Source organism: Acinetobacter sp. 766875 (genome assembly GCF_000582055.1).
In the GTDB taxonomy this organism is placed as follows: Bacteria; Pseudomonadota; Gammaproteobacteria; order Pseudomonadales; family Moraxellaceae; genus Acinetobacter; species Acinetobacter nosocomialis.
Genome location: NZ_JEXX01000008.1, coordinates 29,958 through 42,960 on the forward strand (window position 1 = coordinate 29,958; position 13,003 = coordinate 42,960).

At 42.2% G+C, this 13,003-nt stretch carries 15 protein-coding genes; 2 read left to right on the forward strand and 13 right to left on the reverse strand.

Features of this window, described 5'->3' with window-relative positions; genetic code table 11:
- Window positions 1-22: 22 nt before the first annotated feature.
- From madM to mdcA, 9 genes are read right to left on the reverse strand one after another with little or no spacing between them, the layout of a single operon-like run.
- Window positions 23-787 (reverse strand): malonate transporter subunit MadM, encoded by a 765-nt coding sequence (madM, locus tag J576_RS09235; RefSeq protein ID WP_000229915.1) that lies wholly within the window; start codon window positions 785-787, stop codon window positions 23-25.
- Window positions 780-1,196, reverse strand: a complete 417-nt coding sequence (madL, locus tag J576_RS09240) for a malonate transporter subunit MadL (RefSeq protein WP_033855563.1) — start codon at window positions 1,194-1,196, stop codon at window positions 780-782. Before madL ends, madM begins: the two co-directional genes overlap by 8 nt.
- A gap of 54 nt (window positions 1,197-1,250) precedes the next feature.
- Window positions 1,251-2,186, reverse strand: a complete 936-nt coding sequence (gene mdcH, locus J576_RS09245; RefSeq protein ID WP_002049427.1) for a malonate decarboxylase subunit epsilon — start codon at window positions 2,184-2,186, stop codon at window positions 1,251-1,253.
- Window positions 2,187-2,198: 12 nt separating this feature from the next.
- The gene (locus tag J576_RS09250; RefSeq protein ID WP_068967801.1) at window positions 2,199-2,807 is read right to left on the reverse strand and encodes a malonate decarboxylase holo-ACP synthase; all 609 of its coding nucleotides are present in this window, start codon (window positions 2,805-2,807) and stop codon (window positions 2,199-2,201) included.
- Window positions 2,798-3,625 (reverse strand): biotin-independent malonate decarboxylase subunit gamma, encoded by an 828-nt coding sequence (mdcE, locus tag J576_RS09255; RefSeq protein ID WP_002049433.1) that lies wholly within the window; start codon window positions 3,623-3,625, stop codon window positions 2,798-2,800. Before mdcE ends, J576_RS09250 begins: the two co-directional genes overlap by 10 nt.
- Window positions 3,622-4,473: a biotin-independent malonate decarboxylase subunit beta gene (locus tag J576_RS09260; RefSeq protein WP_002049390.1), complete on the reverse strand. Its 852-nt coding sequence runs from the start codon at window positions 4,471-4,473 to the stop codon at window positions 3,622-3,624. The genes mdcE and J576_RS09260 overlap by 4 nt, the downstream gene beginning before the upstream one ends.
- On the reverse strand, window positions 4,466-4,765 hold the full coding sequence (locus J576_RS09265) for a malonate decarboxylase subunit delta (protein WP_002049438.1): 300 nt from the start codon (window positions 4,763-4,765) through the stop codon (window positions 4,466-4,468). The genes J576_RS09260 and J576_RS09265 overlap by 8 nt, the downstream gene beginning before the upstream one ends.
- 2 nt (window positions 4,766-4,767) lie before the next feature.
- Window positions 4,768-5,652: a triphosphoribosyl-dephospho-CoA synthase gene (locus J576_RS09270; RefSeq protein ID WP_025467763.1), complete on the reverse strand. Its 885-nt coding sequence runs from the start codon at window positions 5,650-5,652 to the stop codon at window positions 4,768-4,770.
- Window positions 5,652-7,331, reverse strand: coding sequence for a malonate decarboxylase subunit alpha (gene mdcA / locus J576_RS09275; protein WP_002049448.1), 1,680 nt, complete (start codon window positions 7,329-7,331; stop codon window positions 5,652-5,654). The genes J576_RS09270 and mdcA overlap by 1 nt, the downstream gene beginning before the upstream one ends.
- A gap of 403 nt (window positions 7,332-7,734) precedes the next feature.
- On the opposite strand from mdcA, the gene J576_RS09280 reads away from it, so the two are divergent.
- Window positions 7,735-8,922 carry an MFS transporter gene (locus J576_RS09280; protein WP_002049387.1) on the forward strand — a complete coding sequence of 396 codons (1,188 nt, stop codon included), beginning with the start codon at window positions 7,735-7,737 and terminating at the stop codon, window positions 8,920-8,922.
- A gap of 7 nt (window positions 8,923-8,929) precedes the next feature.
- Here the strand turns inward: J576_RS09280 and J576_RS09285 are convergent, their stop codons facing one another.
- Both J576_RS09285 and J576_RS09290 read right to left on the reverse strand, forming a co-directional pair.
- Window positions 8,930-9,523: a GNAT family N-acetyltransferase gene (locus J576_RS09285; protein ID WP_002049417.1), complete on the reverse strand. Its 594-nt coding sequence runs from the start codon at window positions 9,521-9,523 to the stop codon at window positions 8,930-8,932.
- Between the two features lie 42 nt (window positions 9,524-9,565).
- Complete coding sequence (locus J576_RS09290; RefSeq protein WP_002049388.1) at window positions 9,566-10,201, reverse strand: FMN-binding negative transcriptional regulator; 636 nt, start codon at window positions 10,199-10,201, stop codon at window positions 9,566-9,568.
- 115 nt (window positions 10,202-10,316) lie between these two features.
- Here J576_RS09290 and pdxR point away from each other — a divergent pair, with 115 nt between their 5' ends.
- Window positions 10,317-11,807: a MocR-like pyridoxine biosynthesis transcription factor PdxR gene (gene pdxR, locus J576_RS09295; protein WP_025467764.1), complete on the forward strand. Its 1,491-nt coding sequence runs from the start codon at window positions 10,317-10,319 to the stop codon at window positions 11,805-11,807.
- A 7-nt stretch (window positions 11,808-11,814) separates the two neighbouring features.
- Here pdxR and J576_RS09300 read toward each other — a convergent pair whose 3' ends face one another.
- The gene (locus tag J576_RS09300) at window positions 11,815-12,504 is read right to left on the reverse strand and encodes an LrgB family protein (RefSeq protein ID WP_002049397.1); all 690 of its coding nucleotides are present in this window, start codon (window positions 12,502-12,504) and stop codon (window positions 11,815-11,817) included.
- A gap of 13 nt (window positions 12,505-12,517) precedes the next feature.
- A complete protein-coding gene (locus J576_RS09305) occupies window positions 12,518-12,949 on the reverse strand; it encodes a CidA/LrgA family protein (RefSeq protein WP_002049406.1) in 432 nt (143 codons plus the stop codon).
- Between the last annotated feature and the right edge of the window lie 54 nt (window positions 12,950-13,003).

Here is a 13,003-nt window from a genome sequence, read left to right on the forward strand (position 1 = left end):
GAGCTAAGTATTAAATTACTCATTAACCCACTAAAGCTTTAACCGCGAAGAACAAAACGGTAGGTCCCATCAAACAACCAAGACCAGTATGAAACGTTGCCGTGAGTGCACCGTAAGGCACTAAACGGCGGTCTGTAGCGGCTAAACCAGCCGACACGCCACTTACCGTTCCTGCCAAACCACCAAAAATCATGGCAGAACGTGGATTGTCTAATCCCATAAATTTTGCGGTAAGTGGTGTTGAAACCATTACACAGATTGCTTTCACCAGCCCCGTTGCAATTGAAAGCGCCATAACCTCAGAGCTCGCACCAATGGCCGCACCCGTCACTGGCCCCACAATATAGGTTACTGCACCTGCGCCAATTGTGGTAATACTTACTGCATCACGATAGCCAAAAATCCACGCAAACATACAACCGACAATAAATGGCAAAATGGTCCCAAGAAATAAAGAGAAGGCACCAATAAATCCGGCTTTTTTGGCCTCAGTCGCTTGTACTTCAAATGCTGTGGCTACAATAGTAAAGTCACGAAGCATTGCACCGCCCATGAGGCCTACACCTGTAAAAAGTGCAAGGTCGGTCAAGCCTTTTTCACCACCTGTCATTTTTCCGCCAAACCACGCCAAAATCAAACCAATTACAATCGCAATTGCTGAAGCATGTACTCGTCCGTTGGTTAAGTATTTAGAGAGCTTGGTCGACAGCCACATAATTAAGGCAATTAAAGCGAAAGCTGTAATTAACCCTAAATGGGTTAAATCTTTTAATAATAATTCAACCATGAACTTTACCTCCGATTCGGTTTAAGGCTGTGTCCTCTTCTTTCGGTAAAGGGCTTGCTTTGTTATAACGGCTTAGACCAGCAATAATGAGCGTACAAACTGCAACTGAGACTACAGCCGCAAAGAGTGCCATATGGCCACTCGATAATGCCGCCACTACATTTTGTTGGGCTGCCATAGCAACAACAACCGGGATATACATGGTGCCCCAGAATGAAACTCCTTTTTCAGTTTCAACTGTCATTATTCCACGTTTTTCCATCCATAACCGTATGCAAATGAGTAAAATCATGGCGATACCCACGCCACCAACATTGGACTTTACACCTAATAAAACGCCCAACAGATCACCAACAATAACACCCACCAAGGTGCAAAGTGCGAGTAGGCCAACTCCATATATAATCATTGTAAATCCCTCATATCCTTGGGTTATTACTCAGTTTTTTAATTTGTATTGTAGTTAAGAACCACTATCGGCATTTTGATTGCGCATTGCCATCTGAATGCTGTCTAGACGTGTTCCCTGAAATGACAATACAGTTCCTTCTTTAAATATTCGACGTGCAAGTGTAGTAAGCACCGTTCCCGGCAAAGCTTCAATCTGCAACCTTACACCTCGCTCCCATGCAGCTTGGATGGTACTTTCCCAATCTACAGTTCGACTCATGTTAAAAGCTAAGTCATCTCTAATCTGTTCTGGCCTGCTAAGTGTACGAGCCGTTGAACCACTTAAATATCGAATTTTAGGTTGATTTAAAGTGACTCCCTCCATAGATGCTGCAAGTTGCTTTGCTTGCTGACTTAATAATTCACAGTGCGATGGCACCGATACATCTAATTTTTTTGCCACCACACCTTGTTGCTTTGCCAAAATAGCAACTTGGTTCATGGCTTCAAAACTTCCTGAAATAACGATCTGGTTATGTGTATTAATATTTGCGACAAACACCTCTGGCGTTATTTCATAAACTTGTTTCACCCATACTTCTACTACTGAACGATCTGCACCAATCAAGGCGGTCATACCATAGCCAACCGGATAGGCGTTTTGCATGAGTTCACCGCGATAGGCAACTAAACGAATGGCATCTTCATAGGATAAAACTCCCGCTACAACCGCCGCTGACCATGCGCCAATTGATAAGCCCGCAACATAATATGGTGTTAAGTTTTCAGCAGTTAATAGGGCTGAACTCACCACACCGGAAATAAGCAAACAAAGCTGTACTGAACGCGTTGACTGTAATGCTGCCGAACTGTCTAGCATCAAGACATCTTCTTTGAGTGCATTCGATGCACGCTCAAGGTATTCTTTGACCAGAGCGGTTTGAGGTAAATCGTGCAACATATTGCTTCGTTGCACACCTTGACCCGGATAGACCCAAATTGAAGCCATGATATCTGTTCCCTAATTCCATGGGTTTTCTACTAAAACAGCACCATCAGGACGTTTCAATAGAACTTTTCCGCTATTTCTCGCCCATTCTTTTAACGCCAAACCACCTTGTGGAAGTTGAAGCTGTATATCCACATTGAGCCCGGCTTGGTGAAAATTTTCGAGTAGCTCAATCGCCTGCTTTTTAGCAAAAGGTTGTTCAGCTCGAATCAACAGATCTATGTCACTTTGCGGGGTTACTGTTTCAATGCCCGTTGCCAGTTCAAACCCAAAACTTCCTGTATATCCCCAACATCCTGAAAAATTTTTCATGATGCTGGAAATACTCTGTAAACGTTCTGCCAAGTGCTCAAACTGTTGCGTATCTACGCGAGTCAGCGCTTCTGGCTTAAGCTGTTTGCTAATTAAAGATCGTGGCATTTGCGCTGCATATCGTTGAGAGCGAAATTGTCCTCTTATACCCACAGCCACCTGATCTTCAGGAGTAATTTCCCGTCGAACTACAACGGGATCACCGCGTAGTAACACCTCTTTCACCCAAAGTGGGGCATCATCGGCCAAGCAATCGACCGTCATACCCCATAGTAAATCATGGGCTTCGAGCTTAAGTTTCATGACCATTGCTCACGCAATAATTCACGGACCCTTTTAGACATTTGACGGTTTTGGCCGTGAAGTCTTTGTTCCAGTCCTTTAGATTGATCAGCATTAATTTCTTTAAACGTTTGAGCAATCACCTGCTTCGCTAACAAAAGATCATCATTTGTCGGTTGTTCAGGGTTTTCAACAGATAGTAGTTCCGATAACAAACCAAGCGTGGCATAACTTTCAATGTCATAAGCCATTGGTGGAATGCTGGATGCCAATTGCTCTAACTCATCAACTGACCGTAAGGTAACGCGTGCAGCAGATTCTTTACCCATTGCATGCACCATAACACCTGAATCTTTCAAGGCAATAATACGATTGGCTTGATATCCATGCGCCAAAAAAGCACCAGACATCGACTTACCAACTAATAAACTCACAATTGGATGACCTGCCAATCTGGCTCTAGCATAGCTATCTACTGCACCTGCTAAAGCTTGATGAATGCCTAATAATTCTTCACGGCGCCCATACGCCTGACTTGGGACATCAACCAGACATAAAATGCCTCGTTTAGTTTCAGCCTGTGCATCGGCTTGAATCACGTCATCAACTGCTTTTGCCAAGTTCCAGCCTTCCAAGAGTCCAACTTCACCTTGTTTTGCCCGTGGGAACAGATTATTGCTGTCTTGCACAACTGCAATCACACACACAGCTTGCTGATTGATCTGCCCATCAGCTACCCAAACAGAAGCTGGAAAACCTTCAACTGCCTTAAAACCCTGTGTGAGTGCTTTAAACCAATGCACACCACGAGTAGAAGCTTTTAATGTATCAACGGCGATATTCATGCTTGTTCTCCTTGATACAAAGCTTGAACTTGTGCTGGGGTAATCTGTTCAGCAGTATCAACTTGTTGTAGCTTTTCTAAATAGAATGAGTAATTTGAACTACGATGCTGCTGAGGCACGCCTTGAGTTAAATAATCGATAACTTGCTGACGAATTTTCTGACGATCATCATCAACAAAAGCATCTACCAAACCACTCGCGAAACGCTGGTTACCACCCGTAATACTCCATATAAATGGACGATCTTTGGCGTTATATTCTTGTACACCAGCTTCTTGTTCTATCACTTGGGGACCATTTAAACCTAAACGTCCTTCTTGTGTCATTACAATATAGCTACATAGCCCAGCTGCAATTGACATACCGCCGAAGCACCCTACACTGCCTGCAACCACAGCAATCACAGGTTGATACTGACGTAAGTTCACAATTGCAGCCTGAATCTCAGCAATTGCAGCCAAGCCCAGATTTGCTTCTTGTAAACGAACGCCGCCTGTTTCTAAAAGTAAGATTGCTGCTGTTGGAATGCCTTTCAGGTTGTCTTCAACTGCAAGCTCTAAGGCTCCCGCAATTTTGGCACCCCCCACCTCGCCTAAACTGCCACCTTGAAATAAACCTTCAATTGAAATTAAAACTACTGGGCGTTCTTGAATAGATCCTTTTGCAATCACCACGCCATCATCGGCTTGCGGCACAATATTTTGCTGAACCAACCAAGGTGACATAACACGTGCAAATGGGTCGAGTAACTCTCGAAAAGTCCCTTCATCTAATAATGCTTTGGCACGCTCTCTGGCGCTGAGTTCAATAAAATCTTGTTTATTTAACAAGCTTTGAATATCAGTCATGGGCAATCTCCTCTAATGCTTGTTCCAGACGTAAGCGAACGACACCGGGAGTTGCACCAAAATCATGGATATCAATATTGACCGCTGGCGGTATTTGCGCAGTAAAAATCCGTTCAAAAAGATTGTGCCAACGTGCCGCACTGCCATCTACCGAAGTCACTACCTGAATAGAAGCTTTGCCTGTTTCACCAGGTTCCATCAAAATTTCTAAATCGCCCGAGCCAACACATCCTACTAGTGCTTTTTTTACAGGTGGCTTTGTCGCCACAAATTTAAAATGAAGTGTTTCCATAATCAAAATCCTTCTTTATTTTTGACAGATGTCTGCTCAACACGATCTATAAATAGTGTTGCTGCCAATAAGTCTGCGGCACCACCAGCGGAAGCTTTCATCCGAAGTAGATCAATCTCTAAAAGATGCAAAGCACGTCGACCTTCCAAGCTTGAGCTGCCACCTAAATCGAGTACTTGCTGAGCACCATGTTGCATACGCTTTAAACCAGAAGTTCCCGAGCGATAAAGCACACAGGTATCGGTCAAATCAGTCATCATGGCAAGTAATGCATCTAAACGAGCGAACTCTTCTTTCATGGGCTTACTACGACTTTGATAAAGCTGCTTTAAACCAAAATTCACAATCGTTGGAAAACCTTGTTGTGCCTGTTCTTTGGCACCTAAGACACCTAATTTTTTCTGTACTTGTTGACCATGACTTAAAGCCTGTTTTGGAATAAAGCGATCTTCAAGCTGGGCAATCTGACCTGCTAACTGGCATAACTCAACAGCCGATAAATATTGTTGATTCGTGCGCGCTAATGCTGCTGCCGTAGCCATTAACCCTAAGGCCCAAATTGCGCCGCGATGTGTATTTACACTATCTGTTGCCAACATCATGGTCTTTTCACCTTGACGGCCAATTTCTCCAATGTCTTCACGCAAGGCTAAACAGACTTTTCCATGATGCTTTGCAGCTTGCGCCATTGCATCGAACATCGGCCCTAAACTTTTTGCAGAGCGCTCCATTAATTCCAAAGTCAGGTCATTGTGTGCACCACTACCACGGCGATCTACCAAAGCTGGTTTCGGTGTCAGATTCACTTCATCAATCAAAGCTTCTACTGCTAAACCTGCCAAAAGCTGACTATCGCTGAGTGTTTTATATTGAACTTGTGCCATCATTACCAACTCCTGAATTTTGCAGGTGGTTGATATAAACCATCTGACCATGTCACCAAATCAGCAATATTTTTTGCAGCTAAAAGCTCACGTGTGGCATCGGTGCGGCGAATACCTAAATCTTCAGGGTATACCACCAAACCTTCACGTCTTAAACGTGCAGTTGTTTTCGGATCTTGAGTTAAACCAATACTGGTCACACCTGCTACCGCAGCAATCATGGCTTGACGTTCTTCTTGGCTGCTTGCTTTATATAGATAAGCAATTCCTTCTTCGGTGAGTAAGTGAGTGACATCATCGCCATAAATCATGATCGGTGCTAAAGGTAAGCCTGCTGTTTTAGCCACATCAATCGCATCGAGACGATCTACAAAAGTTGGCTTACCACCCTCTTGGAAGGTTTCCACCATTTGTACAACTAACTTTTTACCACGTGCCAAATAGGTTTCAGTTTCATTGGCACCTTGCAAACGCATATCTAGCCATGCAGGTGTATCGTGACGACGACCACGCGGATCATGTCCCATGTTTGGTGCACCACCGAAACCAGCTAAACGGCCTTTGGTAACAGTCGAAGAATGGCCCATGCCATCAACTTGCAAAGTTGCGCCAATAAATAGATCAACAGCGTATTGGCCTGCAAGCTGACACATCATACGGTTGGAACGTAAAGCGCCATCACGACCTGTAAAGAAAACGTCGGGACGAGCAGCAACATATTTTTCCATACCGAGTTCGGTACCAAAACAATGCACGCTTTCTACCCAACCTGTTTCAATGGCTGGAATTAAGGTTGGATGCGGATTCAGTGTCCAATTTCGGCAAATTTTTCCTTTTAAACCTAAAGATTCACCATAGGTCGGTAAAATTAGTTCAATTGCCGCAGTGTTAAAACCAATGCCATGGTTTAGAGATTGTACATTATGCTTTTCATAAATTCCGCGAATAGCCATCATGGCCATAAGCACATGCACTGGCTTGATGTGTTTCGGGTCACGAGTAAATAAGGGTTCGATATAAAATGGCTGATCTGCCACCACCACATAATCAACCCAAGAAGCAGGAATATCGACACGTGGTAACTCTGAAACATCATCTACTAGTTCATTGACCTGAACAATAACAATACCGTCACTAAAAGCCGCAGGTTCAATAAGTGCAGGAGAATCTTCGGTACTCGGACCTGTATAAATATTGCCTTGACGGTCTGCCATAAAACCCGCCGAGAGCACGACATTTGGAATGAGGTCAACCACCAAACGCGAATACAATTCAATATAAGTGTGGATAGCCCCGATCTCTAACAGTCCATCTTCAATTAACTGGCTAATACGTAAACTTTGTGGGCCAGCAAAAGAAAAATCGAGCTTACGCGCAATGCCTTTTTCAAACAGATCGAGATGTTCCGAACGTCCCACACTTGGCATGATCATATGTAAATCATGCAAAATATCTGGGTTGGTTTGTGCCAAAGAACGCGATAAAAAATCTGCCTGCTTTTGGTTATTTCCTTCGAGTACAACTTTGTCACCCGGTGTAATCAGGGTTTCTAAAACTTTAATAATGTCTTGAGTTGGAATAACTACACCATCGGTATATTGGTTTGCCATCTCTAGTTTTAGTTGTTTGGCATGACGCCGCTTTGTCCATAACCGTTCTTTATTCTGAACTGATCCTTCCATGTACTTACCTATAGATCGCAGTTTTGTTCTGAATCTATAAAAACGCTTTATGAACTTCCGATCAATCAACCTACATGAGTTGTTATTAACTTCAGGTTAACGATTAAATGTAAATTGACTAAAATGATCTGAAAGAATAAATCCAATAAACGTCGTGTATATCAATGCTTATTTAGAAAAAACGATGCTCAAATGTTTTGTGTCAAATTATCAGATGATAGAATATTAACCCTGATTATTCAGCTACGATTACTTGATAAGAAATAGTTTATGAAAAAGAAATATTGTTATGCCTGCCGCCAGAAACACCTCAACATTTTCAAGCTGAGCTATTGATACTTGCTTACTATATAAAAACTCAGCACCCATACTCATCGATTAACACATATCATTAAAGGCTCTCATGCTTCCAAACACCATGCACCGCCAAGTATTAATTTTGGCGAGTTCCCAATCACTTTTTCAAACTGTTTCTGTCATGGTCATGACCATTGGTGGCTTGGCTGGGGCCAATATCTCAAATACCCCTACACTTGCAACCCTACCCATCGCATCTATGTTTTTGGGTACGGCTTTAATGATGTTCCCTGCTTCAATGTTGATGGCACGTATAGGGCGGCGTAACGGTTTTCTATTCGGTGCTTTTTTAGGTGTGCTCGGCGGCATTATTGCATCAATCGGTATTTTTTATAGTTCACTCATACTTCTTGCCTTAGGCACACTATGTGTTGGCGCATATCAATCCTTCGCTCAGTTTTATCGTTTTGCTGCAAGTGAAGTTGCAGATGATGCATTCCGTTCGCGTGCTATTTCTTGGGTGATGGCAGGTGGAATTGTTGCAGCATTGATTGGCCCGACTTTGGCGCGCTTTGGTGGGCCCTTATTCCAACATGTGGAATATGTCGGTTCATTTTTAATTATTAGTATCATTTCACTTGTGGCAATGGGCATTTTATCTAGCCTACATATTGCCGATACAGTTGAACAAAAGTCTGACTTTACTGCTGGTCGCCCATGGCATCAGATTGTCTTTCAACCCACTTATTTGGTTGCTCTGTTTGGTGCAATCACAGGTTATGGCATTATGATTTTAGGTATGACTGCTACACCCATTGCTATGCGACATTCACAGCATGAACTAGGCACGATTACGACAGTCATTCAATTGCATGTACTTGGTATGTTCCTACCTTCATTCTTTACTGGAAATTTAATTGCTCGCTTTGGTGTGCTTAAAATCATGTTTGCAGGTCTTTTATTATTTGCCTGCTATATCGGATTTGCTCTCTCAGGTATTCAGTTCACATCTTTTGCTATTTCTTTAATCTTATTAGGCGTGGGATGGAACTTTTTATTTATTGGCAGTACTTCTTTACTCACAGGAACTTATACTGCGATTGAAAAAGCCAAGGCCCAAGCCATTAACGACATGACCGTTTTTGTTGTCGGTTTGATTTGTTCGTTTAGTGCAGGTGCTTTACTGGATTTATTTGGCTGGAAAGCAATGAACATAGCGTTAATACCATGGTTGGTGATTGCCGCAGTTTCTCTCTTTTGGCTAAGCCAAAAAAGAGAAAAGCAGTTTGTTTAAATCTTTTCTATCGCGGTTTATTCAACATCCATTCCAGATTTTGGCGAACCGCATGCCACTCATGTTTTAAAATGCTATAAACATGAGTGTCCCGTAAAATATCATCTTTCACAATTTGATGGCTTCTCAGTACACCGTCTAGCTTTGCACCTAAGCGTACAATCGCGGCTTGACTTTGAACATTTAAAGAAGATGTGCGTAACTCAACCGCAATACAGTTTAAAGTCTCAAATGCATGAGCTAACAGTAGTTTTTTACATTCAGTATTGACAGGTGTACGCTGTGCAGATTTGCGGTACCACGTCGAACCAATTTCGACACGGCGATGCGCTTCTTCAATATGCATTAAAGTTGTCATGCCCAGCGCTCGTCCCGTTTTTCGGTCTTCAATATAAAAAGGCAACATAGAACCAGATTTTTGTAAACCAAGACGTCTTTCAATTTCAGCAGTCATCTGTTCAGGTCTTGGCACACGGGTATACCAAAGATTATAGAGTTCCCCATCGCAAACGGCCTCTTTGAGCGCTTCAGCTTGAGTGACATCTAGCGGCTTTAAAATAACGTGTTCGCCTACCAACTCAACAGGTGTAATCCAAGCCATCTTTATCTCCTCCATTAATATTAAGCTTTTATATTTCCAAAGTTATTTATTTAAATCAGCCACACTATACATAGCGTCTGCTATGGTTTGATGACCAGATTTTGATAGGCCATCTGCCGCACCTAAAATGTCTCGACGTTCTTTGTTTTGCCCCAATTTTAATTGGCCTTGCAGCTTAGTAATTTCAATTTCTATTCCCACAATCGCCTTTAACATCGGTTCAAGATAGTCCTTTGGTGCATCTGACATTTTCCAAGGTTCAGGTTGAGAAGCTTCATGGCTACGGGTTAAACGAGCCACCACACCGCGAACATAACGTTCATCATCGTGAACTGTTACTTTGCCATGAGCATGCACAACCCTATAATTCCACGTCGGCACTTGTCTGTGCTGTTCATGTTTGGATGGGTACCAGTTTGGTGAAATATAAGCATCACCGGCTTGGAACACGACCAACACCTCATCGCCATTTTTAATGTTATGCCAGACAGGATTCACTCGAGACACATGCGCATGTAGAGCGCCAAACTTCCCTTCATTTTTCTGAAGTTCAAAAGGAAGATGATTTGCATCTAATCGATTGCTTCCATGAGTAAAAAGCACACCAAACGGATATTCTGTAATAAGAGAATGCAATACATCCAAACGGTTTTCTGCATAATCATCGGGGATATACATGGCTCAAAACCTCACTGTAAATCTCAGGGTTATTTATATTTTGTGTTGTAAATTTTCTGGTTTATGTGGTTTATTAAAAAGAACCACTTTGTATTTTTTTAAGTAGACCAGAATTATGGCAAGAATGGCAAAAGTTGTTGAACTTCCGTCGATTGCAAAGATTGATAAAAGCAAAGGGAAGATAAGTGCTCAATTAACTCAAGCTTTGCGTGAAGCTGTACAAAGTGGTGATTTACAACCCGGCGACCCTTTACCATCTTCGCGTGAACTGGCTCAAACACTTGGGGTCGCTCGTGGAACAATTATCGAAGCTTACGATCAGCTTTTAGCTGAAGGTGTTTTTTCTTCACAAGCCCGAATTGGCACTTATGTATCTCATGCCTTAACTAAAAAAACTGTATTGGAATCTTCCCAGAAAGAAACAATTTCTAGCTCCATCCCTTTAACCAAATCAGCTCTTTGTTATGCCGAGGTACTCAAAGAGTTTAAACCCCTTCCTCATGCCCCTTTTGCAGTGTCTGTTCCGATTGCTCGTACTCAACCGAGTGATATTTGGCGTAAGTTTGGTAATAAATTTAGATCTCGAGGGGCTGGTGCTCCGTCAGGTTATGGTGAGCCTCAAGGGGTATTAGCATTAAGAATCGCTATAGCAGACTATGTACGTCGATCCCGCTCTGTACACTGTGAACCTGAACAAATCGTGATTACACCTGGTATTCAACAGGCACTTTATATTTGCAGCCAGATTTTATTTGAAGCGAAAGATGAAGTCTGGATAGAAGATCCGGCTTATCGTGGTACTACAGCCATTTTTGAACATGCAGTAAAAAATATCCGTACGGTGCGTATTCCTGTCGATGAAGAAGGTATTCAAGTTGAAACTGGGATTAAACTTTCAAAACATGCGCGTGCTGCTTTTGTGACACCATCTCACCAATATCCACTTGGCATGCCAATGAGTCTAGCAAGACGCACGGCTTTATTGGCTTGGGCAAAACAGCAAAATGCATGGATCATTGAAGATGACTATGACAGTGAACTTCGTTATAACGGTCAGCCCTTTCCATCTTTACAAGGTATGGCACCCCACCAAGTCATTTATCTTGGCACTTTCAGCAAAGTTCTATTTCCATCGCTTAGGCTTGGCTATGCCGTATTACCTAAAGAACTGGTGGCATCTTTTTGTGGACTAAGAGTATTAATTGATAGACATCCACCTGCTGCTGACCAACACGTTTTAGCTGCTTTTATTCAAGAAGGTTATTTAGAACGACATATTCGACGTACTCGACATGTTTATGCGGAAGTTCGGCAATACATTATTGGCTTGATTGAAAAACATATACCTCAAGAACTGGCTTGGTTACAGCCGGGTGATCAAGGCATGCATATGGTGTTATGGCTTGCTCATCATATTAATGATATTGACGTTGCAAGCTCGGCAGTCGATGCAGGTATTGCCGTTAAAGCAATTTCACCAACATATTCAAAAGAGCAACAACGTCCGGGTTTAATTGTTGGCTTAGGTGATTTTGAACCCGAACAGATGCAACAAGCCATTAAAAAACTATCAATAATTATTCAAGAACATGACAAACCGTCTTAATCCAAGCTTACAACATTAACCATAGATGAATCGCAAATGGCCCAATCAGCACCATTAAAATACCGGCGATGACCATAGTTAAACTGGCAATTACACCTTCTTCGCTATTACGCTGCTGAGCTCTAACTGTACCAAAACCATGCGCTGCATTACCAAAGGCAGCTCCATTTGCTACATTAGAACGGATTTTAGTAATCGCTAAAATCGCATCACCACAAATCATACCAACCAAACCGGTAATAACGGTAAATAGAGAAACCAATGCTGCCGAACCATGAATATCTTCCGCTAGAATCATGGCAAATGGTGTTGAAATAGAACGTGCCATCAAACTGTTGGTTACTTCAGGGCTAAAGTGGAACCACTTTGCCATTTCATAGGCAGACATCACACCTACACTCATGCCCACAATAATCGCAATCGAAAGGACCCCAAGGTTTTTACGAATTGTTTCCCGATAGCGATAAATCGGTACAGCAAAAGCAACCGTTGCTGGTCCTAACAAATTAACAATCCACTGCGTATCTTCTGCATAAGTTTGATATGAAATTCCAAAAATCGTCATCAAAATAATGGTGAGTACAGGCACACTAATTGCGGGTGATAACCAAAGTTTTGGATTTTTCTGATAGATTCGCTTTGCCACCACATAGGCAACCAAAGTCCAGATCAGACAAAGAATTGACCAAATATTCATGTCGTTTTGCTCTTTAGATATGCTTATGTTGAAGATGTTTTCGAGCTTGTAAATAAGCCTTCAAACGATTGTAATAGTGAATAGTCAGCGAAGTACTTAGCATGACTAAAATAGTACCAATGGCAATACTCAAGACAATTTGCCATCCTTCGGTCATAAACAGCGTTTTATACTGGACAACGGCGACTACCACAGGAACAAAGAACAGTAATAGCTCACCTAAAACAACGGTTGCTCCCATTGCCACCTGATCCATTTTGATAATTTTAAAGAACAGGCATAAAAGCAATAAAAACATACCTAAAATACCTGCAGAGACAGGGACGCCGAGTTTTTGATGTAAGAGATATCCGATCCACCAAAATCCAGCCAAAATGAGAATTTGTTTAACTAATACGAACAGTGATGGTTGTAAGGGTGTTCCAGAAGCAGATTCAGTACTCATTTTTCGAAATTAAATGGTTAACTACATCATTATGCTATCTTGGTTAAAGCTGCT

Excerpts from the sequence above, each read along its gene's own strand:
- madL (WP_033855563.1), bottom strand. The coding sequence starts at position 1,196 with ATGATTATATATGGAGTTGGCCTACTCGCACTTTGCACCTTGGTGGGT.
- J576_RS09290 (WP_002049388.1), bottom strand. The coding sequence starts at position 10,201 with ATGTATATCCCCGATGATTATGCAGAAAACCGTTTGGATGTATTGCAT.
- J576_RS09300 (WP_002049397.1), bottom strand. The coding sequence starts at position 12,504 with ATGAATATTTGGTCAATTCTTTGTCTGATCTGGACTTTGGTTGCCTAT.
- J576_RS09280 (WP_002049387.1), top strand. The coding sequence starts at position 7,735 with ATGCTTCCAAACACCATGCACCGCCAAGTATTAATTTTGGCGAGTTCC.
- J576_RS09270 (WP_025467763.1), bottom strand. The coding sequence starts at position 5,652 with ATGATGGCACAAGTTCAATATAAAACACTCAGCGATAGTCAGCTTTTG.
- mdcE (WP_002049433.1), bottom strand. The coding sequence starts at position 3,625 with ATGAATATCGCCGTTGATACATTAAAAGCTTCTACTCGTGGTGTGCAT.
- pdxR (WP_025467764.1), top strand. The coding sequence starts at position 10,317 with ATGGCAAGAATGGCAAAAGTTGTTGAACTTCCGTCGATTGCAAAGATT.
- J576_RS09260 (WP_002049390.1), bottom strand. The coding sequence starts at position 4,473 with ATGACTGATATTCAAAGCTTGTTAAATAAACAAGATTTTATTGAACTC.
- J576_RS09305 (WP_002049406.1), bottom strand. The coding sequence starts at position 12,949 with ATGAGTACTGAATCTGCTTCTGGAACACCCTTACAACCATCACTGTTC.
- J576_RS09250 (WP_068967801.1), bottom strand. The coding sequence starts at position 2,807 with ATGGTCATGAAACTTAAGCTCGAAGCCCATGATTTACTATGGGGTATG.
- mdcA (WP_002049448.1), bottom strand. The coding sequence starts at position 7,331 with ATGGAAGGATCAGTTCAGAATAAAGAACGGTTATGGACAAAGCGGCGT.
- madM (WP_000229915.1), bottom strand. The coding sequence starts at position 787 with ATGGTTGAATTATTATTAAAAGATTTAACCCATTTAGGGTTAATTACA.
- J576_RS09265 (WP_002049438.1), bottom strand. The coding sequence starts at position 4,765 with ATGGAAACACTTCATTTTAAATTTGTGGCGACAAAGCCACCTGTAAAA.
- J576_RS09285 (WP_002049417.1), bottom strand. The coding sequence starts at position 9,523 with ATGGCTTGGATTACACCTGTTGAGTTGGTAGGCGAACACGTTATTTTA.
- mdcH (WP_002049427.1), bottom strand. The coding sequence starts at position 2,186 with ATGGCTTCAATTTGGGTCTATCCGGGTCAAGGTGTGCAACGAAGCAAT.